This window comes from Streptomyces murinus, from assembly GCF_002154555.1.
GTDB classification, from domain to species: Bacteria; Actinomycetota; Actinomycetes; order Streptomycetales; family Streptomycetaceae; genus Streptomyces; species Streptomyces murinus.
This window is the reverse complement of sequence record NZ_MUNF01000108.1, coordinates 1-19,882: the sequence shown is the minus strand read 5'-3', so window position 1 is coordinate 19,882 and position 19,882 is coordinate 1. Positions and strand designations below refer to the sequence as shown.

Below are 19,882 nucleotides of genomic sequence, written 5' to 3'. Positions count from 1 at the left end.
CCCCCATTTCCCCCAGGAGAAGCCATGTCCGCCCCCGGTTTTTCCCGCAGACGCTTCGCCGCCGCGGTCGGCGGAGCCCTGTTCGCGGCGGCCGTCACGCCCACGCTCGCCAGCGCGGCCCCCACGGCCAAGAAGCCCGCGACGTCCCCCGCGGCGACCGCCGACGACCCGTACACCACGGCCTTCCTCACCCAGTACAACAAGATCAAGGACTCGGCGAACGGCTACTTCAGCGACGAGGGCATCCCCTACCACTGCGTGGAGACGCTGATCGTCGAGGCCCCCGACCACGGCCACCAGACCACCTCGGAGGCGTTCAGCTTCTGGTTCTGGCTGGAGGCCACCTACGGCCGGGTGACCGGCAACTGGACGCCGTTCAACAGCGCGTGGGCCACCGCCGAGAAGTACATCATCCCCAACCACACCGACCAGCCGAGCAACAGCTCCTACAACGCGAGCAGCCCGGCGACCTACATCCCCGAGTGGCCCGACGTCAACAAGTACCCCTCCGCACTGGACAGTTCGGTCTCCTCCGGCCAGGACCCGATCGCGAGCGAGCTGAACTCGGCCTACGGCACCCCGGACATCTACGGGATGCACTGGCTGATGGACGTGGACAACATCTACGGGTACGGCAACACGCCGGGCACCGGCGCTGAGAACGGGCCCACCGCGTCCGGACCGTCGTACATCAACAGCTACCAGCGCGGCGCCCAGGAATCGGTGTGGGAGACGATCCCGCAGCCGACCACCGATCTGTTCAAGTACGGCGGCACCAACGGCTACCTCGATCTGTTCGTCAAGGACAGCAGCTACTCCCAGCAGTGGAAGTACACCAACGCCCCCGACGCCGACGCCCGCGCGGTGCAGGCGGCGTACTGGGCGTACCGGTGGGCCGCCGCCCAGGGCAACGCGTCCGCGATCTCCGCGTCCGTGGCGAAGGCCGCCAAGATGGGCGACTATCTGCGCTACTCCTTGTTCGACAAGTACTTCAAGAAGATCGGCAACTGCACCGATCCGAAGAGCTGCGCCGCCGGTTCCGGGCGGGACTCCGAGCACTATCTGCTGGCCTGGTACTACGCCTGGGGCGGCGCGGAGAACGGCGGCGGCTGGGCCTGGCGGATCGGGGACGGCACCGCCCACCAGGGCTACCAGAACCCGCTGGCCGCCTGGGCGCTGGCCAATGTGCCGAGCCTGACCCCGAAGTCACCCACCGCCCAGAGCGACTGGACCACGAGCCTTCAGCGGCAGCTGGAGTTCTACCAGTGGCTCCAGTCCGCCGAGGGCGCCATCGCGGGTGGCGCCACCAACAGCTGGAACGGGCAGTACGGCGCCCCGCCGGCCGGCGATCCGACGTTCTACGGCATGGCCTACGACTGGCAGCCGGTCTACCACGACCCGCCGAGCAACAACTGGTTCGGCTTCCAGTGCTGGTCGCTGGAGCGGGTCGCCGAGTACTACTACGTGACCGGGAACGCCACCGCCAAGTCGATCCTCGCCAAGTGGGTCGCCTGGGCCTCCTCCGAGACCACCGTCTCGGCCACCGACTTCCGGATCCCGGGCAACCTGAGCTGGACCGGGCAGCCCGAGACCTGGAATCCGAGCAGTCCGGCCGCCAACACCGGGCTGCATGTGTCGGTCGTGGACCACGGCAACGACACCGGGGTGGCCGCCGCCTACATCAAGACGCTCACCTACTACGCCGCCAAGTCAGGCGACACCGCCGCCGCGACCCTCGCCAAGAACCTGCTGGACGCGATGGCGCAGTTCGCCGACGCGAAGGGCATCACCACCCCGGAGACCCGCACCGACTACAGCCGGTTCGCCGACCCGGTGTACGTGCCGTCCGGCTGGACGGGCAAGATGCCCAACGGCGATGTGATCAACTCCAGTTCGACCTTCCTCTCCATCCGCTCCTGGTACAAGCAGGACCCGGACTGGCCCAAGGTCCAGGCGTATCTGAACGGCGGCTCCGCGCCCACCTTCAGCTACCACCGCTTCTGGGCGCAGGCCGACATCGCCATGGCCTACGCCGTCTACGCCGAGCTGATCGTCGGCGCCGGCTCCGGCGGCGGCACCGGTGACACCACACCGCCGACCGTGCCGACGAACCTCGCGGTGTCGGCGACCACGGACACCAGCGTCTCGCTGACCTGGACCGCGTCGACCGACGACGTGGGCGTGGCCGGGTACGACATCTACCGGGCCGGCACCCTGGCGGGCAGCGCGGCCACCACCTCCTTCACCGACTCGGGCCTCAAGGCGTCGACGGCGTACAGCTACACGGTCAAGGCGAAGGACGCGGCCGGCAATGTCTCGGCGGCCTCCGGCGCGGTCACCGCCACCACCAAGGCCGGCTCCGGCGGCGGTACCACCGGCGCGGTCAAGGTCCAGTACAAGAACAACGACAGCGCGGCGACGGACAACGCGATCAAGCCAGGTCTGCGCGTGGTCAACACCGGCAGCGCCGCGCTGGCCCTGTCGAGCGTCACCCTGCGGTACTGGTTCACCGGCGACGGCGGAGCGAGCACCTACGGCACCTGGTGCGACTACGCGGCGGTCGGCGCCTCGAACATCACGCAGAAGGTGGTCGCCGTGTCCTCGCCGAAGTCGGGCGCCGACCACTATCTGGAGGTCGGGTTCGCCTCCGGTGCGGGCTCGCTCGCGGCGGGCGCGAACTCCGGTGACATCCAGTGCCGGCTCAGCAAGGGCGACTGGTCGAACTTCGGTGAGAGCGACGACTACAGCTACGGCACCAACACGGCCTACACCGACGCCACCAAGGTGACCGCGTACGTAGGCGGCACCCTCGCCTGGGGAATCGAGCCTTGATCCGCCAAGGAACGAAGGAGACCTCACACATGCTGTCATCGTGGAGACGACTGCGCCTGGCCGCCTGGGCGGGAACCGTGGCCGCCCTGCTGCTCGGTGCGCTCATGGTCGTCACCCAGCCGGCGTCCGCCGCTACGACGACGGACTGCACCCAGTACGGGACCACCTCCCTCCAAGGCGGGGAGTACACCTATCAGCAGAACGAATGGAACTCCTCGGACACGCAGTGCGTGAGCATCGACAACGGCTCGGGCGCGTGGTCCGTCACCCAGGCGAACTTCAGCACGGCCACCAACGGCGCCCCGGCCACCTACCCCTCGGTCTACAAGGGCTGCCACTGGGGTGCCTGCACCACGGGCAGCGGACTGCCCATCCAGGTGAGCCAGTTGGGCAGCGCGACCTCCTCCTGGTCGACCACGCAGCCGGCGTCGGGCGCCTATGACGTCGCCTACGACCTCTGGTTCAACTCGACGCCGACCACGGACGGCCAGCCCGACGGCACGGAGGTGATGATCTGGCTCAACCACAAGGGCAGCGTCCAGCCGTTCGGCAGCCAGACCGCCACCGCGAACGTCGCCGGTCACGGCTGGGACGTGTGGACCGGGCAGCAGACCTCCTGGAAGATCATCTCCTATGTCCTCCAGGGCGGCGGCACCTCGTTCAGTAACCTCGACGTCAAGGCCCTGATCGACGACGCGGTCTCGCGCGGCTCCATCAACTCCGCGCACTACCTGATCGACGCCGAGGCCGGCTTCGAGATCTGGCAGGGCGGCCAGGGCCTGGCCAGCAACAGCTTCTCCTTCAACGCGACCAAGGGCTCCGGCGGTGGTGGCGGTGGCGGCGGTACGGACACGACGGCGCCGTCCGCGCCGACGGGTCTCGCGGTGTCGGGGACGACGGCTTCGAGTGTGTCGCTGAAGTGGTCGGCGTCGACGGACAACGTGGGGGTGACCGGGTACGACGTGTACCGGGGGTCGACCAAGGTGGGCAGCACCACGTCGACGTCGTACACGGACAGTGGTCTGACCGCCTCGACGGCGTACTCGTACACGGTGAAGGCGAAGGATGCGGCGGGCAACATCTCGGCGGCGTCGGGTGCGGTGACGGCGACGACCTCGGCGTCCGGTGGCGGCGGTGGCAACCCGGGCACCGGCGCGGTCAAGGTGCAGTACAAGAACAACGACAGTGCGCCGACGGACAACGCCATCAAGCCGGGGCTGCGGGTGGTGAACACCGGGAGTTCCGCGGTGGATCTGTCGAAGGTGACGATCCGCTACTACTTCACCGGTGACGGCGGCGCTTCCACCTTCGGCGCGTGGTGCGACTATGCGGCCGTCGGTTGTGCGAACGTGACACAGAAGGTCGTCGCCCTGTCCTCGCCGAAGTCCGGCGCGGACCACTACCTGGAGATCGGGTTCACCTCCGGCGCGGGCTCCCTCGCGGCGGGCGCGAACACCGGGGACATCCAGAGCCGGGTGAGCAAGACGGACTGGTCGAACTTCAGTGAGAGCGACGACTACAGCTACGCGACCAACACCGCGTACGCCGATGCGACGAAGGTGACCGCGTACGTCAGCGGCACCCTCGCCGGCGGCGTCGAACCGTAAGCCGGGAACACCCGAAGGCTTCGCCCAGTACGCCGATGCCCGCACCGGGCGGCGTACTGGGCGAACGTCATGCCAGGGAGCGGCCAGTTGGGTGACGAACCTTGTGGTCACAGGCCGCGCAGGCGCGCGAGCGTGGCGTCCAGGTCGGCCGCGGCGGGCCGGTTGTGGGGCAGCTTGGCGAGCAGGGCGGCCATGCCGCAGGTGTTGCTCACGGCGGAGAAGACCAGACCGCCCGCCACACCCGCGGACAGCAGCCGGAAGGCCGGGTGGACGAACTCGCCCAGGGCCAGACCGAGCAGGACGAGGGAGCCCGCGGTGAGCCGGACCTGCCGGTCCATGCTCCAGACCGCCTTGACGTCACAGGCCGCGGGGCGGTCCAGCTCCTGCCCCTGCGCGGCCCAGGCACCGGTGCCGCCCGCGAGGGTCGCCGTGTGGACGCCCCGCTCGGCGAGCTTTTGGCAGGCGTTCTCGGAACGGGCACCCGAGGCGCACACCACGAGGACCTCGCCGCGCTCGGCGGCGCCGCGGATCTCGGGCAGCGCGCGGTCGAGCTGGTCCAGCGGGATGTTCAGGGCGCCGGGTATGTGACCGCCGGCGTACTCGCCCGGGGTGCGGACATCGATCACGGTGAGCTCGTGCAGCCGCTCCTTGGCCTGCTGGGGAGCGAGGGTGGTGAGGGTCGTCATGACAGGTGTCGTCCTTGTGTTGTCGAGGGCGTCCCGGAGCGGGGAGTGGCCCATGGGGGTGGGGAGGATGCGGGGACGCCTGGCGTTCCCCACTGTGCCAGGGCTCTGTGACGGCGATGTCACACCAGTACGTCGGCGAACATGAAGACCGCGACGGCGAGCAGCACCCAGGCGAAGACACGTTGCAGCGTCCCGCCCCGGACCTTCCTGGCCAGGCGTTTGCCGTCCCAGGCGCCGAGCATGGCGGCCGCGGTGAACGGCGCGACGACCGCCCAGTCCAGATGCGTCCCGGTGCCGGCGCGGGCGCCGAGCGCGGCCAGCGAGTTGATGGTGATGACCAGCAGGCTGGTGCCGACCGCCCGGCGCATGGGCAGCCGGAGCACGTCCACCAGCGCCGGTACGGCGAGGAAGCCGCCGCCCACGCCCAGGAACCCGGTCACCGCGCCGAGACCGGCCCCCACCGCACCGGCCCTGCCCGGATCGATCCGGGCGCCGGAGTCGGGGGCGGTGCGGGCGGGGCGCAGCATGCGCAGCGCGGCGAGTGCGGCGATGACCGAGAACGCGATGGTCAGCAGGGCCTGGGGCAGATGGCCTGCGGCGGCTCCGGCGGCCATCGCGGGCACGATGCCCGCCGCGGCGAACAGCAGCCCGGTGCGCCAGGCGACATTGCCGTCCCGGGCGTGCCCGGTCAGCGCGGTGACCGAGGTGAGGGTGACGATGACCAGACTGGCCGTCGTCGCCTCGGCCGTGGTGAAACCGAGGAGGTAGATCAGGGCGGGTACGGCGAGGACGCTGCCGCCCCCGCCGAGACCGCCCAGGGCCAGGCCGACGACGGCACCGGCGACGAGCGCGAGTATCAGGGCGGTCATGCTATGGAACCGCTGTTCCCGTGCCCGTCGACGACCGGGTGCCCGGCGTCCCACTCGTGCCGCTCACGTACATCCAGCAACACGGCCGGGGCGTCGGTGCCCCGGGTGCGCCGTACGGCCTCGGCGACGCTGACGCGGTCCTCGGCACGGGGGAGGAGGGACATCACTCGACCTCTCGGGAAAACGGACGGATCAAAACGGGTGGATCAAAACGGGTGGAACTGAGGGAGCGGAACGGGTGGGGGTGTGGGTCACCCGGTGACCACGGTCAGTCCGGCGGTCGCGGCGGCGTCGAAACCGTCGTCCACGGCCACCACCTCCCGGCCGGACGCGTGCAGCAGGGACGCGGCGATGCCGGCCCGCATGCCACCGGCGCAGTGCACCCAGACGGTGCCCGCCGGTACCTCACCGAGCCGCCTGGGCAGCTGGTGGATCGGGATGTGGACGGAGTTCTCGATGTGCCCCGCGGCGCGCTCGGAGTCGCGGCGCACGTCCAGGACGACGACGCCGTCCGTGCCGCGCTCGGCCAGTCCGGCGAAGGTGGAGCGGGGGAAGGAGACGAGGTCCTCGCCCTCGGGCACCCACTCCTTCGGCGCGCCGGTGGCCGCGGCGGCCGGCCGGTCGATACCGACCCGGACCAACTCGCGCTGAGCGGCGGCCAGTTGTTCGGGGGACTCGGCGAGCAGGGTGACCGGCTTGCCCCACGGGATCAGCCACGCCAGATACGTGGCGATCTTGCCCTCGGCCTCGAAGTTGAAGGATCCGGCGACATGGCCCTCGGCGAACGCGACCCGGTTGCGCAGGTCCACGACCCACTCGCCGGCCGCGAGCCGGGCCGCGATCTCACGGGCGTCGGCGACGGCCGGCGCGGTGAGGTCCAGCGGCGCGGGGCCCGCCGCGTTGGCCGGTCCCATATGGGTGTAGTAGGCGGGGATGTCGTCGAGCTCGGCGAGCAGCCGGGCGACGAAGGAGTCCACGTCCGTGGTGAGCGCGGCGTTGGCCGACTTCTCCTTGCCGATGGTGGTGGTGTCGCCCTCGGCCTGCGCGGAGGAGCAGAAGCTGCCGAAGCCGTGCGTGGGCAGCACGGACGTCTCGTCCGGCAGCTCGGCGGCCAGCCGGTGGGCGGAGGCGTGCTGGGCGCGGGCGAGGCGCTCGGTCAGTCGGGGCTCGACCAGATCGGGCCGGCCCACCGTGCCGATCAGCAGCGAACCGCCGGTGAACGCGGCCACCGGGCGCCCCTGCTCCAGCAGGACGTAGGAGGTGTGGTGCGGGGTGTGCCCAGGGGTGGCGACCGCCCGCAGTTCGAGCGCGTCGTCCACGGTGACGGTGTCGCCGTCGGCCACCGGCACCCGCGCGAACGACACCCGCGCGCCGGCCGGTACCAGATAGGCGGCACCCGTCACCCGGGCCAGTTCCAGGCCACCGGTGACGTAGTCGTTGTGGATGTGGGTCTCCACCACGTGGGTGATCCGTACGCCGCGTCGCACCGCCGCCGCCAGCACCTGGTCGAAGTCGCGCGGCGGGTCCACCGCCACGGCGGCCCCCCGGCCGCCGGCCAGGTAGTTGCGGTTTCCGAGGCCCTCTAGCTCGATGGTGTCGATGAAGAACACGGGAACGTTCCCTTCGATGATTACCCCCCGGGGTATGTATGAACCATAGCACGAGTACCCCGGGGGGTATTCCATACGCGTGCCGGTACGACGCGGGCCGGGCCGGTTCTCGCTGGTGGGGGCCCGGCCGGGGGCCGTCAGAGGCGACCGGTGAGCATGCCGCGCCAGTAGAGCTGCGGCAGCAGGTAGCGCTTGAAGACCCACATGTCGCGCCGTTCCTTGAAGGTGTCGATCAGCGGGAAGCTGGGCCGGGGCGTCAGGTCGTAGTCGAACTCGGCGAGCAGCATCCGGTCGCGGGCGGTCACCAGCGGACAGGAGGTGTAGCCGTCGTAACGGTGCGACGGCGTCCGGCCGTTCATCACGTCGAGCAGATTGGCGGCCACCACCGGGGCCTGCTTGCGCACCGCCGCGCCGGTCTTCGAGGTCGGCAGACTGGCCGCGTCGCCGAGCGCGAACACCTCGGGATACCGAGGGTGTCGCAGCGTGTACTGGTCGGCGGCGACGAAGCCCAGCGGGGCGGCGGGGTCGGCGAGCGGGCTCCGCTTGACCCAGTCGGGGGCGCTCTGCGGGGGCACGGCGTGCAGCAGGTCGTATCCGATGGTCTCCGCGCGGCCGGTCGCATGGTCGGTGACGGTGATCTCCCGGCGGTCGCCGTCCACGGCGGTCATCTCCGAGCGCAGCCGCACCTCGATGCCGTACCGCTCGGCCACGCCCTCCAGGACGCGGCCCCACTCGGGCACCTTGAACAGGGTGGCGTCCGGGATCACGAGGATGATCCGGATGTGGTCCAGGACCTTGCGCCTGCGCCAGTGGTCGGCGGCCAGGTAGGCGATCTTCTGCGGCGCCCCGCCGCACTTGAGCGGCGTGGCCGGGTGGGTGAAGACGGCCGTGCCGGAGCGCAGGTTTTTGATCAGCTCCCAGGTGCGCGGGGCGTACTCGGGCGCGTAGTTGCTGGCCACCCGGTCGTGTCCCACCGCCTCGGCGAGACCCGGCACGGCGTCCCAGTCCAGTTGCAGCCCGGGGGTCATCACCAGGTGTTCGTAGGCGAGTTCGGCACCGCCGGAGAGGGCGATCGTCCGCGCGTCGGGGTCGACGGCGAGGGCGTGCCGGCGTATCCAGCGCACCCCGTCCGGGATGACGGACGCCTCGGCGCGGCGGGTGCCGCGCAGGGTCGCCTGACCGCCGCCGACCAGGGTCCACAGGGGCTGGTACCAGTGGCTGTCGGACGGCTCGACGAGCGTGATGTCGGTGACGCCCGCGCGGCGCAGCCGGGCGGCGACGCTGATTCCCGCGCTGCCGCCGCCGACGATGGCGACGCGGTGCCGGCCGGTGATCGTCTCGGTGCCGGGTATGGGGCTCGCGGCCATGGTGGGAGTCCTTCCTGCTACCGGCCCTGAGGCCGTCGGGTCGAGGGCTGTGCCGGTGCGCGGGCCCTGCCGCGCACCCCATTTGGTTGTCTCCTCAAATACCCCGGGGGGTTTCCGTGACCGAAGCTATGACGGTCCCGCCGAGGCGGTCAAATACCCCAGCGGGTATTTGCCTCTGGGGTAAATCCAGGGCTGTGCGGGCCTGCCGTGGACCCATGCGAGGGGACGCGGCAGCGCGTCGCACGGCGCGAACGCCCAGTGCCGGTACGGGGGTCGTAGCGTCCGAGGCGTGCGTGTGCGGGGCGAGCGACCGGGGCCACCGACGAGCGCCCGCCCTGCCTGGGTGGGCCTCCTCGTCGCCGCGCTCGTCTGCGCCGTCCTCACCGCCGCGCTCGGCGGCTGCCCGCGCATGCGGGCTCTGGCCGGCTCCGCCGTCGACGCACCGCACCGGCCGTTCGCCACGGCCGCGCCCCGGGCTGTGGCGAGGCCCCGGGCTGTGGCGAGGCCCCGGATCGAGGCAAAGCCCCGGATCGAGGCCGGGCCTTGGATCGCGGACGTGCCGCAGGTCGTGGACGTGCCCCAGGTCGTGGACGTTCCGCAGGTCGATGCCGTGTCCCGGATCGAGACCGCGTCCGGGAGCGTGGCTGTGCCCCGGACCGTGGCCGCGGGGACGCTGACGGCGACAGGCCCCCGGTGCCAAGGCGGTGGTGCGACCACCGCGGTGACCCCTACGGCCGCCCCCGCCCCGCGCGTCCACGCATGCGTCTCGCAGGGCACGCACCAAGGAGCGCGCGCGAGCGCCCCGCCGCCGGCCCCGGAGCCGCCGTCGCCCCGACGGGTGCCCGACGGCCGTCCGGAACCGCTGCTCAGGGTCTAGGGAAGCCCCGGCCGCGGGCGCCCGTTCGAGGTGCCCGCTCGGCCGCCGCGCGTCCCCGAAACCTCCTGCGGCACACCAAGGAACTGCTCATGCCTGCTCGCTCCGCCCGCGGCGGCCGACTGTCCGGTGGGATCCACCGGCGTCTGGGCCCGGCCGTCCTCCTCTGCTACCTGCTCGCCCTGCTCGTCCCCGGGCCCGGGGCCCGGCTGCGCGGCACCGCGCTCGGCCTCTTCGGACTGCGCCTCGACGCGTCGGCCCTCGCGCTCTTCCTCATCCTCTTCGCCGCCGCCTTCCAGGTGCCGCCGGGCCGCGCCCTGGCCGCCGTCCGGCAGCCGAAGACCGTGCTCGCGGGCCTCGCCGCGCATCTGCTCACGGCCTTCGCCCTGGCGCCGGCCACCGCCCTGGTCATGTACGGCGCCGGGCTGCGGGGGCCGGCCGGCGCCCTGTCCACCGCCGTGGCGTTGATCGCGGCGGCGCCCGTGGCCGCCGCCGCGACGGTCTGGATCGGCCGGGACGGCGAGGTCACCGCCCTGCTGGCCGTCGTCCTGCTCTCCGCGCTGCTCAGCCCGCTGACCATGCCCACGACACTGGGCCTGCTGGGGCATGTCCTGCCGTCGGCGGATCACACCCGGGCGCTGGTCGACGGCGCGGCCGGGCAGGCGCGGGCGCTGCTCACCGGGGCCGTCGCCCTGCCCTGCGCGCTCGGCCTGCTCGCCCGGCGATTCGTCCCCGTCGCCGTCTCCGGCCGCCTGCTTCCCTGGGCGCCGCTGATGGCGATCGCGGCGATGCTCGCGCTGACGTACGTCAACGCCACCGCCGCGGTTCCGGTGCTGCACCGGGAGCCCTGGACGGCCGTCGCGCTCTGCGCCGCCGTGGGGTGGGGGGTGTGCCGGCTGGCCTTCCTCGTGGGTTCGCTCACCGCCCGCGCGCTGCGGCTGCCGCCCGGCGCCGGGGCCACGGTCACCCTGGCGTGCGGCATGAGCAATGTCAGCGTCAGTACGGTCGTGGTCGTACAGGCACTGCCGGGGCAGCCGCACGCGCTGCTCGTCGCCCTGGTGTACGGGCTGGCGCAGAAGGTCTCGGCCCGGCGCGCCGTGGCGAAGGGGGCCGCCGTGCCGTCGTACCGGACGGTCGGCGGACGGCGGACCGTGCGGTGAGCGGGGCGGTGCGGACGATGCCCGCGATCCCTGGCGGACGCGCGGGGGACTCTGGCATCATCCCCACGCACCACCTGCACAGCCACCCCATAAGTTGCCCGGCCTTTCGCAGGAGGCTCCCCCATGAAGGTCCGCTCGACCCTGACCGCGCTCGTGCTGGTCGTCGCTCCCGGTGTCGCCGTCCTCGGCACCGCGACGGACGCCTTCGCGGTCACCAAGATCAGCAATGCCACCGCGACCCAGATGTTCCGCGACGCGGGCATCACCTGGTCCTCGTCCGGTGGCTGCTCCGACCGCAACAACTCGACCTGTACGTCCTTCGACCAGCTCAACCTGACCACCGCCCAGGGCGCCGTGACCCTCAAGCACGCCAGCGGCTGCGCCCTGAACATCACCGGCGGCACCGAGACCGGACACGCCTCCGGCACGTACTCCCACTGGAACGGCTACAAGCTCGACTACGGCAAGAACACCTGCGTCACCAACTACATCAAGAACAACTTCACCTACTCCGGCCTGCGCGGCGACGGTTACCCGATGTGGACCGCGGCCTCCGGCAACGTCTACGCCGACGAGGGCACCCACTGGGACGCCCTGTACTACAGCTGCGGCGGCTGCTGACACCGTGCCGACCGGTATCCGGGCGACCGCCGTCGCCTGGGTCCGCTCGCGCTCCCAACTGGTCGTCGGCTAGGGCTCGTTGGTGTCGTCCCCCGCCTCGGCCATGAGGTCCAGGACCGACTCGACGACCGCTCCGGGAGCCGGGCCCGCGTCCACGGCACCGCCCCGTTCGTCGGCCTCCAGCGGTTCCAGCGTCGCCTCCTGCGACTCCAGCAGCGCACGCGGCATGAAGTGGCCGGAACGCTCGCTCATCCGCCGCCCCACCTCCTCGTGCCGGGCCGTCAGATGCACGAAGAAGGCGTCAGGACAGGCCGCCCGCAGGACATCCCGGTAGCGGCGGCGCAGCGCCGAGCAGGGCACCACACCACCGGTCGCCGCACGGTCGCGCTCGCGCAGCCAGCGGCCGATCGCCTCCAGCCAGGCCCCCCGGTCGGCGTCCGTGAGCGGCACGCCCGCCGACATCTTGGCGACGCTCTCGGGGGAGTGGAAGTCGTCCGCCTCCGCGAACGGCACGCCCAGCCGCCGCGCGAGCAGCCGGGCCACCGTGGTCTTGCCGACCCCGGACACCCCGATCACGACGACGCACGGCGGACGCCGGCCAGGGTCACGGCGCATCGGGCCGCCCATGCTCCTCACGACCGCCCGTCGTCGGCCGCCGTACCGAGAACCGTCTCCTCGTGCAACAGCGCCTCCCTGGTCACAGGGCCGGGCCCGTACGCGTGCCGGGGCGCCGGTCCGTCCGAGCCCGCCGGGTACTCCTCCAGGGGGACGAGGTCCCGCTCCCACGCCGTGAGCACCGGGGTGAGCACCCGCCAGGCCTCCTCCGCCTCGTCGCCGCGGATCGACAGCGCGGGATCGCCCCGCAGCACATCCAGCAACAGCCTTCCGTAGGCGGGCAGTTCGGCGGGCTCCAGCTCGGCGGTCAGCTCCAGCTCGGTGAGAAGCCCGGCCCGCGCGCCGGTGCCCATCAGATCCAGGGTCAGGCCCTCCGGTTCGAGACCGAAGCGCAGCACATTGGGCTCCACCTCCCCGGTGTGCCCGAACGGCAGATGCGGCACCTGCCGGAACCGCACCGCGACCTCCTTGCGGTCCGCCCGCAGCCCCTTGCCGCTGCGCAGCCGGAACGTCGTACCCGCCCAGCGCCAGTTGTCCAGCTCCAGCTCCACCTCGGCGAAGGTCTCGGTGCCGCGCCCGGGGTCCACGCCCTCCTCGTCGGTGTACGACGGCACGTCGCGGTCCTCGATCCGGCCCGCGGCGTAGCGGGCGCGCCGGGTGCGGTGCACCACGTCGTACTCGGTCAGCAGCCGCACCGAGCGCAGCACATCGACCTTGCGGTCCCGCAGGTCCCGTTCGCCGAGGGTGACCGGCGGCTCCATGGCGACCAGGCAGAGCACCTGGAGCAGATGGTTCTGCACCATGTCCTTCAGGGCGCCGACCCGGTCGTAGTAGCCGGCCCGGCCCTCCAGTGCGAGGCTCTCGTCCCAGACGATCTCCACCTCGGCGATATGGGTGCTGTTCCACAGGGGTTCCAGTACCCGGTTGGCGAGCCTGCTGCCCAGCACGTTCTGCACCGTGGTCATGGCCAGGAAGTGGTCCACCCGGAACACCGCCTGCTCCGGCACCAGTTCGGCCAGCCGCGCGTTCAACTCGCGTGCGCCGTCCAGGTCTTCGCCGAACGGCTTCTCCAGGACGATCCTGCTCCCGGCCGGCAGGCCCGCCGAGCGCAGCGCGGAGACCACCTGTGGGAAGAGCGAGGGCGGCAGCGCCAGATACAGCGCCACCGCCTCGTCACCGTCGATGAGCGCCCGGACGTCCTCCTGGTCGGTGACATCGGCCCGTCGGTAGTGCGCCGACGCCACGACCGCCCGCCGGGCCCCGGCCGGGAGATCACCGCCCTGCCGGTCGAGCCAGTCGGTGATCCACTCCCGGAACCCCTCCGTGGTCAGTTCCTCGCGGCTCGCCCCGGTCAGCCGGAACCCCTCGTCGAGGTGCCCCGCGGCGTGCAGGGCGGCGAGGGCCGGCATGAGGAAGCGCCCGCTGAGATCCCCCGTCGCCCCCAGGACGACCAGACGCCCGATCATCGCCGGCTCGCCGCCCTCGCCCGCTGGAGGTTCACACCGCTCGCGATGATGCCGATATGACTGAACGCCTGGGGGAAGTTGCCCATGAACTCTCCTGTGGTGGGGTGGATCTGCTCCGACAGCAGCCCGACCGTGCTGGCTCGCGCGCACAACGACGCGTACAGCTCCCCGGCCTCCTCCAGGCGGCCCTGCCCGACCAGGTTGTCGACCAGCCAGAAGCTGCACAGCACGAACGCGCCCTCGTCACCGGCCAGTCCGTCCGGGGCCTCCTCGTGCAGATAGCGGTACAGCAGCCCGCCCCCGGCCGACAGCCGCTGTGCGACGGCCTCCGCCGTGGCCACCATCCGCGGATGAGCGGCCGGTACGACCTCACGCAGCGGCAGCGCCAGCAGGCTCGCGTCGAGGACACCGCCGCCGGACAGATGGGCGCTGAGGGTGCCCGACCTCTCGTCCCACGACTCCTCCAGGATGATGCGGCGCACCTGCTCGGCCGCCGCCCGCCACTGGTCGATCCGGCCGGGCAGGCCGTGCCGCTCCCCGATGCGCACCGCCCGGTCCAGGGCCACCTGGCACATCCCGGCCGAGTAGGTGAACGCCCGTCCCTCGCTGCGCACTTCCCAGATCCCCTGGTCGGGATGGCGCCAGGCGCGCTCGGCCGCGTCGGCGAGTCCTGCAAGTCCCGCCCACAGCGCCGGCTGGATCTCCCCGCCCGACAGCAGCCACTGGTCGGCGCAGTCGAGGATCTCGCCGTAGACGTCGTGCTGGCGCTGGTCGGTCGCGCCGTTGCCCCAGCGCACCGGGGCGGAACCGCGGTAGCCCGCCAGTTCGCCGTCCTCCACCTCGTCCGGCACCGTGGCGCCCTGGAGGGTGTACATGATGCGCGGCTGCCGGCTGTGCTCGAAGGCGTCGAGGACCCAGCCGAGGAAGGAGTCCGCCTCGCCGTCGAAGCCGATACGGCGCAGCGCGAACACGGCGTACGCCGCGTCCCGGATCCAGGCGTAGCGGTAGTCCCAGTTGCGGATGCCGCCGATCGGCGCGGGCAGTGAGGAGGTGGGCGCGGCCACCAGGGAGCCGCTGGCCCAGTCGTCGCACATCTTCAGTGTGAGCGCGGCCCGTCTGACCAGGGCCGCCTGCGGGCCCGCGTAGTCGCAGTGCCGCATCCAGCGGTGCCAGGCGTCGGCGGTGCCCTTGAGCATGGCGTCGGTGTCGAAGCGGTGGTGCCGGTGGAAGCGCCCCCAGGACAGCACCAGATCGAGGCGGTCGCCCTGCCGGAGTTCATGGGTGCTGCGCAGACCGGTCAGGGGGCGGTTGGCGCGCAGATGCAGGCGCAGGCCCGGCTGCCGGTGGGGCCGTACCTCAAGACCGCTGAACAGCGCCTGTGCCTGCCCGCCGCCGCGCGGCTCCAGTTCGGCCCGCAGCCGTACCCGCCCGTCCAGGACGACGGCCGAGCGCACGAGTTCCGCCCGCCCGGCCGGCATGTCGTCGGTGAGGTCGGCGCCGGATCTGAGGGCGAGCGCGTCGGTGAGCCGCACCAGGCCGGTGCGCGAGCGCAGTTCGGTGACCAGTACCCCGGTGTCGGGCTGATAGTGCTGCCGGGCCTCCATCAGATCCTCGGGCGCCACCGTGAAGTGGCCGCCGCGCGCGTGGTCGAGCAGTGCGCAGAAGACCGCGTCCGAGTCGAAGCGGGGCAGGCACATCCAGGGGATGGAACCGTCCAGGCCGACCAGCGCCGCCGTGGTGCCGTCGCCGATCAGGCCGAGGTCCTCCAGCGGGAGGTAGCCGTCCCGTCTGCGGACGGGCCGGAAGGGCGGATCGGGATCGTACATGCGGCCTCGCTCCTTGGACCTTCCGTGCGCCGAACCGTGCGTCGAGCCGTGCTGCCGGGCGGGGCCGCCTCACTCGTCGAAGGAGACCAGCACCTTCACGGTGTCCTCCAGCTTCTTGTCCGACACCTCGAAGGCCCGCTCCATCGCGCTGAAGGGGAAGCGGTGGGTGGTCAGCCGGGTCGGGTCGACGCGCTTGTTCGCCAGCACCCGCAGCAGCCGCTCCATGCGGAGCCGCCCGCCGGGGCACAGGCCGGTCGCGATCGTCTTGTCGGCCATGCCGACGCCCCATTCGACGCGCGGGATGCGCACGAACTCGCCCTGGCCGAAATAGCCGATGACGGAGATCGTGCCGCCCGGCTTGGTCACCTTGACCGCGGTCTGGAAGGTGACGTCCGCGCCGAGCGCCTCGATGGCGGTGTCCACGCCCTGTCCGTCGGTCAGTTCGTGGATCCGCTCGACCACGTCCTCCTTGCCGAAGTCCACGATCACGTCCGCGCCGTAGAACCGGGCGAGTTCCTGCCGGCTGGGCACCGACTCCACGCCGATGACCAGGCCCGCGCCCCGCAGCCGCGCCCCGGCCGTGGCCATCAGCCCTACCGGTCCCTGTGCCAGTACCGCCACGGTGCCGCCGATCGGGATGGCGCCGTGCTCGGCGCCCATGAAGCCGGTGGACAGCATGTCGGCGCAGTAGACGGCCACGTCGTCGGGGATGTCGTCGGGGATCCGCGCCAGGTTGGCGTCCGCGCCGCTGACATGGAAGTACTCGGCGAACACGCCGTCCTTGAGGTTGGCGAACTTGAAGCCGCCCAGCGCTCCGCCCGACTGCGAGGGGTAGCCGTTCTGCGCGGCGAGGTCGCCCCAGTCGGGGGTGATGGCCCCGGCCAGCACCCGGTCGCCGGGCTGGAAGTCCTTGACCTCGTCACCGACCGCGTGCACCACGCCGACGCCCTCGTGGCCGAGGGTCAGGTTCGTCCGGGGGCCGATGCCGCCCTGCACGGTGTGCGAGTCGGAGGTGCAGACCAGGGCCTTGGTGGTGCGCACCACGGCGTCGGTGGGCCCCGGCTCGGGGATCGGCTTGTCCATGAAGCCGACGCTTCCGATCTCCTTCATCACGAATGCCTTCACCGGCTTGTGCCCTCCTGTCGGACGCCCGACCTCGCGTCACCGTGCGGATCTCGCACCGCTCCGGGCGGCGGCCGGCGGCGGGCCCCGCACACCGTGATCACGGTCTCACGGGGCCCTGGAGAGCGCGCGGCGACCAGCGGCGGCGTTGATGCGTTCCGGTGAAAGCGGGGCCATGTCGGGCGCCGAATCCGCCGGGCTCCGGCGGGGCGCCCGCATCGTGGTGACTCCGTCGTGCGGTGCGCGGGGCGGAGGGCGGAGGGTTCATGTCCGGCAGTGCCGCAGGGCGCGCCTTCATCGGTTCGTTCACGTCGGCGGGTGGGCCGGGGATCGTCGTGGCCGACATCGATCCGCGCACCGGGGCACTGACCTGGGCGGGCGCCGTGAAGTCCGTCGCCGACCCGTCGTACCTCGCCGTCGGGCACGGGGAGGCGGGCCCCGTCCTCTACGCGGTCTCCGAGACGGTCGCGGGCGCCGTGGCCGCCTACGACGCCACCGGTGCGGTGCCCCGTCCGCTCGGCGAGCCCGTGCAGGTCGGCGGCGACGAACCGACCCATCTCGCCCTGGCCCAGGGGTATCTGCTGACCGCCAACTACGGCTCGGGCAGCGTCAGCGCGCTGCCGCTGACGGCCGAGGGCCTGCCGCTGCCGCCGAGCGCGGTGCTGCACCACGAGGGCTCGGGACCGCACCCGGAACGCCAGCGCTCCCCGCACGCCCATCAGATCGTCCCCGATCCGACGGGCCGCTGGGTGCTCGGCGTGGACCTCGGCACCGACTCGGTGCGGATCTGCTCACCGGACGAGCGCACGGGCGCCCTGCGCCCGCACGGCGCGACCGCGCTGCCCCCGGGCACCGGACCCCGGCATCTCGCCTTCCACCCCTCGGGGGACCACGCCTATGTCCTCGGGGAACTCCGGCCGACGGTGACCGTGTGCCGCTGGGATCCCGCCGCCGGAGTGCTGCGCACGGTCGGCGAGACCCCGCTGTTCCCGGGCGGCACGGATGTCCCGGTGCAGCCCTCGGCCCCGGTGGTGGCACCGGACGGCCAGTATCTGTGGGCGGCGGTGCGCGGCACCGACACCGTGGCCGTCCTCGCCCTCGACGCCTCGGGGGAGCGGGCGGAACTGGTGACGGCCGTGCCCTGCGGCGGCCGCTGGCCGCGCGACCTGGTGCTCGATCCGGCGGGCCGGCAGCTGTACGCGGCCAATGAGCGCTCGGGCGAGGTGACCTGGCTCGACCTCGACACCGCGACCGGCGTCCCCCGCCCAGCGGGATCGCTGCCCGTGCCCGCCGCCAGCAGTGTCGCCTTCGGATGAGGGCACTTCGCACCAGGACCAGGACCAGGACCAGGACCAGAAACAGGACGACGACCGGGACGAGGACGAGGGAAGAGGATGGCCGAGCGACAGAGCGAGAGAGAACGCATCGTGGTCGGGGTGGACGGCTCGGAGGGCTCCAAGCAGGCCCTCAACTGGGCGGTGCGCCAGGCGGAACTCACCGGCGGCTGGGTGGAGGCGGTGATCGCCTGGGACGTCCCGCAGTTCCACGGCGCCCTCGGCTGGATGCCGCCCTCCAGCTCCGACGAGGCCGCCCTGGAGGGACGGGCGCAGAGCGAGGTGACCTCCGCGGTGGAGGAAGCCGTCGCAGCACACCCCACGGTGCAGGTCAGCACGGTGGCGCGCTACGGCACCCCAGCGAGCGTCCTCCTCCAAGCCTCCCGCGACGCCGCGCTGCTGGTGGTCGGCAGCCGGGGCCTCGGCGGCTTCAAGGGACTGCTCCTCGGCTCGGTCGCCCAGCACTGCGTCCAGCACGCCCACTGCCCGGTCCTCGTCCTCAGGGGGCAGGAGGAGTGAGGCGCGGCGGGCCGGTGCGGTGCCCGGCCCGGCGGGTGTGAGCGGCCGGTGGAGTCGGTCGGTCGAGGCGTACGAGGGCGCGCACCCGGTTCCTGTCAGGCGGAGGGGGAGAGCTGGTCACGCACCCACGCGGGGTCGGGATTGACGTACGGGCGGCCCGACACGATGACGGTCGGTACGGTCTCGTCGCCGCCGTTGGCCGCCCGTACCGCCGCCGCGCCGTCGGGGTCGCGCCAGATGTCGACCCAGTGGAGCCGACGGGCGCCGCGGCCCAGGCGCAGGCGCAGCCGGAGGCAGTAGGCGCAGCCGGGACGCCAGTAGACGATGGGCAGGCCGTCCCTCTCGCTGCGCTGTGCGGCTTCCGACGCGCTGATCGAACGCGGGTGGATCAGGGGGGAGTTGAGGGCGGCGAGCACGGCGAACGCCGCCACGACGGCCGCGCCGATGCCGGGGTCGCTCTCCCGGAACGGTCCCGTCGCCGCGACGAGGCCGCAGAGCACCAGCAGTGTCGGCAGGGTCCAAGGGCGCTTCATGGTGACGCAGGTTATCCGCAGGGGTGGACGGGCGGCGCGCACCCCTCTCCGCGCCACGGGATTCAGCGCACATTCCCGAGGGACGCCGGCAGCGCTCGCGGCAACCGGTCGAACTCCTCCGCCTCACCGCCCGTCAGTCCTCGTCCTGTTCCGTGTCGTCGCGATGAACGACGCCGTCCTCGTCGAGCCGGGGGTGGATGCGCTCGGGGCCGTGGTCGCTGGTGTCGGACGGGCGGGGGCCCTCGGGGCCGTCGGGCCCCCAGCGCAGCATACGGCGGGTGCGGATGATCCGGTACGTGATGTCGAGGACCTCCAACTGGTTGACCCGGCCGGAGCGCAGCCGCTCGGAGGCCTCGGCGTAGGCGAACAGCACCGGATCGGCGCCGGGGTCGGCGGCCGTCACGGTGCGGGCGTCGACGAGCCGGTCGGCCTCCACGGGGATCAGGCCCCGGGTGCGCGGTTCGAGCCAGGTCAGGAAGAAGTCCAGCGACTTTCGGGCGCCGAGCGCGGTGGTGTGCGGACGGCTCGCGGGTTCCCAGCCCTTGCCGTCGCGTTCCGCGACCGTGAACGTGGTCGGCAGCAGGACGACGTCCGGGTGGGTCTTCCGGGCCCGGCGCGACTCGCGGATCACGAAATCGGGGAAGCGGGAGCCGGCGTACACGAAGTCGCGCAGCGCCAGCCGCTCGGTGGCCTGCGCCGGGGTGAGGGGCGCGTCCGGGTCCAGGACCAGACCGGCGTCGACCTCGGGCTCCCGGCTGCTGACGCTCCAGTCGGGGGAGAGGGGCTCCGGATCGGTCGGGCGCGGCAGTTCGATGCCGCCCGCGCCGGAGCCGGCCCACTC

General features: G+C 72.3%; 16 protein-coding genes and 2 pseudogenes. 7 read left to right on the top strand and 11 right to left on the bottom strand.

Going from position 1 to position 19,882, the window contains the following annotated elements; all coding sequences use genetic code 11:
- The first annotated feature begins 24 nt into the window (after positions 1-24).
- From CCN72_RS08830 to CCN72_RS40360, 3 genes and pseudogenes are all read left to right on the top strand, one after another.
- Positions 25-2,832: a glycoside hydrolase family 48 protein gene (locus tag CCN72_RS08830; protein ID WP_086807025.1), complete on the top strand. Its 2,808-nt coding sequence runs from the start codon at positions 25-27 to the stop codon at positions 2,830-2,832.
- Between the two features lie 29 nt (positions 2,833-2,861).
- Positions 2,862-3,623: pseudogene (locus tag CCN72_RS40365) on the top strand (GH12 family glycosyl hydrolase domain-containing protein); the annotation flags it as partial.
- 33 nt (positions 3,624-3,656) lie between these two features.
- Positions 3,657-4,439, top strand: a pseudogene (locus tag CCN72_RS40360) (cellulose binding domain-containing protein); the annotation flags it as partial.
- A 107-nt stretch (positions 4,440-4,546) separates the two neighbouring features.
- On the opposite strand, the gene CCN72_RS08820 reads toward CCN72_RS40360, so the two are convergent.
- The 5 genes from CCN72_RS08820 to CCN72_RS08805 all read right to left on the bottom strand — a co-directional run bounded on the left by CCN72_RS08820 (position 4,547) and on the right by CCN72_RS08805 (position 8,971).
- Positions 4,547-5,125 carry a rhodanese-like domain-containing protein gene (locus tag CCN72_RS08820; protein ID WP_086807023.1) on the bottom strand — a complete coding sequence of 193 codons (579 nt, stop codon included), beginning with the start codon at positions 5,123-5,125 and terminating at the stop codon, positions 4,547-4,549.
- 119 nt (positions 5,126-5,244) lie between these two features.
- Positions 5,245-5,994 (bottom strand): sulfite exporter TauE/SafE family protein, encoded by a 750-nt coding sequence (locus tag CCN72_RS08815; RefSeq protein WP_086807022.1) that lies wholly within the window; start codon positions 5,992-5,994, stop codon positions 5,245-5,247.
- Positions 5,991-6,158: a rhodanese-like domain-containing protein gene (locus CCN72_RS38920; protein WP_158101334.1), complete on the bottom strand. Its 168-nt coding sequence runs from the start codon at positions 6,156-6,158 to the stop codon at positions 5,991-5,993. The genes CCN72_RS08815 and CCN72_RS38920 overlap by 4 nt, the downstream gene beginning before the upstream one ends.
- Before the next feature lie 87 nt (positions 6,159-6,245).
- Entirely contained in the window at positions 6,246-7,604 is a 1,359-nt protein-coding gene (locus tag CCN72_RS08810; protein WP_086807021.1) for a rhodanese-like domain-containing protein, read from the bottom strand.
- Between the two features lie 137 nt (positions 7,605-7,741).
- On the bottom strand, positions 7,742-8,971 hold the full coding sequence (locus CCN72_RS08805; RefSeq protein WP_086807020.1) for an NAD(P)/FAD-dependent oxidoreductase: 1,230 nt from the start codon (positions 8,969-8,971) through the stop codon (positions 7,742-7,744).
- 966 nt (positions 8,972-9,937) lie between these two features.
- Between CCN72_RS08805 and CCN72_RS08800 the strand changes: the two genes are divergently transcribed.
- The gene (locus tag CCN72_RS08800; RefSeq protein WP_158101333.1) at positions 9,938-11,005 is read left to right on the top strand and encodes a bile acid:sodium symporter family protein; all 1,068 of its coding nucleotides are present in this window, start codon (positions 9,938-9,940) and stop codon (positions 11,003-11,005) included.
- A 123-nt stretch (positions 11,006-11,128) separates the two neighbouring features.
- Positions 11,129-11,626: a hypothetical protein gene (locus CCN72_RS08795; RefSeq protein ID WP_086807018.1), complete on the top strand. Its 498-nt coding sequence runs from the start codon at positions 11,129-11,131 to the stop codon at positions 11,624-11,626.
- Between the two features lie 69 nt (positions 11,627-11,695).
- Here the strand turns inward: CCN72_RS08795 and CCN72_RS08790 are convergent, their stop codons facing one another.
- From CCN72_RS08790 to CCN72_RS08775, 4 genes are all read right to left on the bottom strand, one after another.
- A complete protein-coding gene (locus CCN72_RS08790) occupies positions 11,696-12,241 on the bottom strand; it encodes a gluconokinase (RefSeq protein ID WP_086807017.1) in 546 nt (181 codons plus the stop codon).
- 17 nt (positions 12,242-12,258) lie between these two features.
- Positions 12,259-13,707, bottom strand: coding sequence for a glucose-6-phosphate dehydrogenase (locus CCN72_RS08785; RefSeq protein ID WP_086807016.1), 1,449 nt, complete (start codon positions 13,705-13,707; stop codon positions 12,259-12,261).
- Positions 13,704-15,533 carry a glycoside hydrolase family 15 protein gene (locus tag CCN72_RS08780; RefSeq protein ID WP_086807015.1) on the bottom strand — a complete coding sequence of 610 codons (1,830 nt, stop codon included), beginning with the start codon at positions 15,531-15,533 and terminating at the stop codon, positions 13,704-13,706. Before CCN72_RS08780 ends, CCN72_RS08785 begins: the two co-directional genes overlap by 4 nt.
- 69 nt (positions 15,534-15,602) lie before the next feature.
- Positions 15,603-16,658: an NAD(P)-dependent alcohol dehydrogenase gene (locus tag CCN72_RS08775; protein ID WP_086807014.1), complete on the bottom strand. Its 1,056-nt coding sequence runs from the start codon at positions 16,656-16,658 to the stop codon at positions 15,603-15,605.
- A gap of 263 nt (positions 16,659-16,921) precedes the next feature.
- Between CCN72_RS08775 and CCN72_RS08770 the strand changes: the two genes are divergently transcribed.
- Both CCN72_RS08770 and CCN72_RS08765 read left to right on the top strand, forming a co-directional pair.
- A complete protein-coding gene (locus tag CCN72_RS08770; protein WP_086807013.1) occupies positions 16,922-17,971 on the top strand; it encodes a lactonase family protein in 1,050 nt (349 codons plus the stop codon).
- Positions 17,972-18,049: 78 nt separating this feature from the next.
- Positions 18,050-18,508: a universal stress protein gene (locus CCN72_RS08765; protein WP_086807012.1), complete on the top strand. Its 459-nt coding sequence runs from the start codon at positions 18,050-18,052 to the stop codon at positions 18,506-18,508.
- Between the two features lie 95 nt (positions 18,509-18,603).
- Here the strand turns inward: CCN72_RS08765 and CCN72_RS08760 are convergent, their stop codons facing one another.
- Together CCN72_RS08760 and CCN72_RS38915 are read right to left on the bottom strand one after the other, a co-directional pair.
- Positions 18,604-19,041, bottom strand: a complete 438-nt coding sequence (locus CCN72_RS08760; protein WP_086807011.1) for a glutaredoxin domain-containing protein — start codon at positions 19,039-19,041, stop codon at positions 18,604-18,606.
- A 133-nt stretch (positions 19,042-19,174) separates the two neighbouring features.
- Positions 19,175-19,882 (bottom strand): DUF5954 family protein (locus tag CCN72_RS38915; protein ID WP_244174162.1); only part of this gene is annotated, 708 nt, incomplete at its 5' end.

Coding starts and splice junctions, on each gene's coding strand:
- CCN72_RS08780 (WP_086807015.1), bottom strand. CDS start 15,533: ATGTACGATCCCGATCCGCCCTTCCGGCCCGTCCGCAGACGGGACGGC.
- CCN72_RS08770 (WP_086807013.1), top strand. CDS start 16,922: ATGTCCGGCAGTGCCGCAGGGCGCGCCTTCATCGGTTCGTTCACGTCG.
- CCN72_RS08815 (WP_086807022.1), bottom strand. CDS start 5,994: ATGACCGCCCTGATACTCGCGCTCGTCGCCGGTGCCGTCGTCGGCCTG.
- CCN72_RS08785 (WP_086807016.1), bottom strand. CDS start 13,707: ATGATCGGGCGTCTGGTCGTCCTGGGGGCGACGGGGGATCTCAGCGGG.
- CCN72_RS08765 (WP_086807012.1), top strand. CDS start 18,050: ATGGCCGAGCGACAGAGCGAGAGAGAACGCATCGTGGTCGGGGTGGAC.
- CCN72_RS08805 (WP_086807020.1), bottom strand. CDS start 8,971: ATGGCCGCGAGCCCCATACCCGGCACCGAGACGATCACCGGCCGGCAC.
- CCN72_RS38920 (WP_158101334.1), bottom strand. CDS start 6,158: ATGTCCCTCCTCCCCCGTGCCGAGGACCGCGTCAGCGTCGCCGAGGCC.
- CCN72_RS08795 (WP_086807018.1), top strand. CDS start 11,129: ATGAAGGTCCGCTCGACCCTGACCGCGCTCGTGCTGGTCGTCGCTCCC.
- CCN72_RS08760 (WP_086807011.1), bottom strand. CDS start 19,041: ATGAAGCGCCCTTGGACCCTGCCGACACTGCTGGTGCTCTGCGGCCTC.
- CCN72_RS08790 (WP_086807017.1), bottom strand. CDS start 12,241: ATGCGCCGTGACCCTGGCCGGCGTCCGCCGTGCGTCGTCGTGATCGGG.
- CCN72_RS08800 (WP_158101333.1), top strand. CDS start 9,938: ATGCCTGCTCGCTCCGCCCGCGGCGGCCGACTGTCCGGTGGGATCCAC.
- CCN72_RS08830 (WP_086807025.1), top strand. CDS start 25: ATGTCCGCCCCCGGTTTTTCCCGCAGACGCTTCGCCGCCGCGGTCGGC.
- CCN72_RS08820 (WP_086807023.1), bottom strand. CDS start 5,125: ATGACGACCCTCACCACCCTCGCTCCCCAGCAGGCCAAGGAGCGGCTG.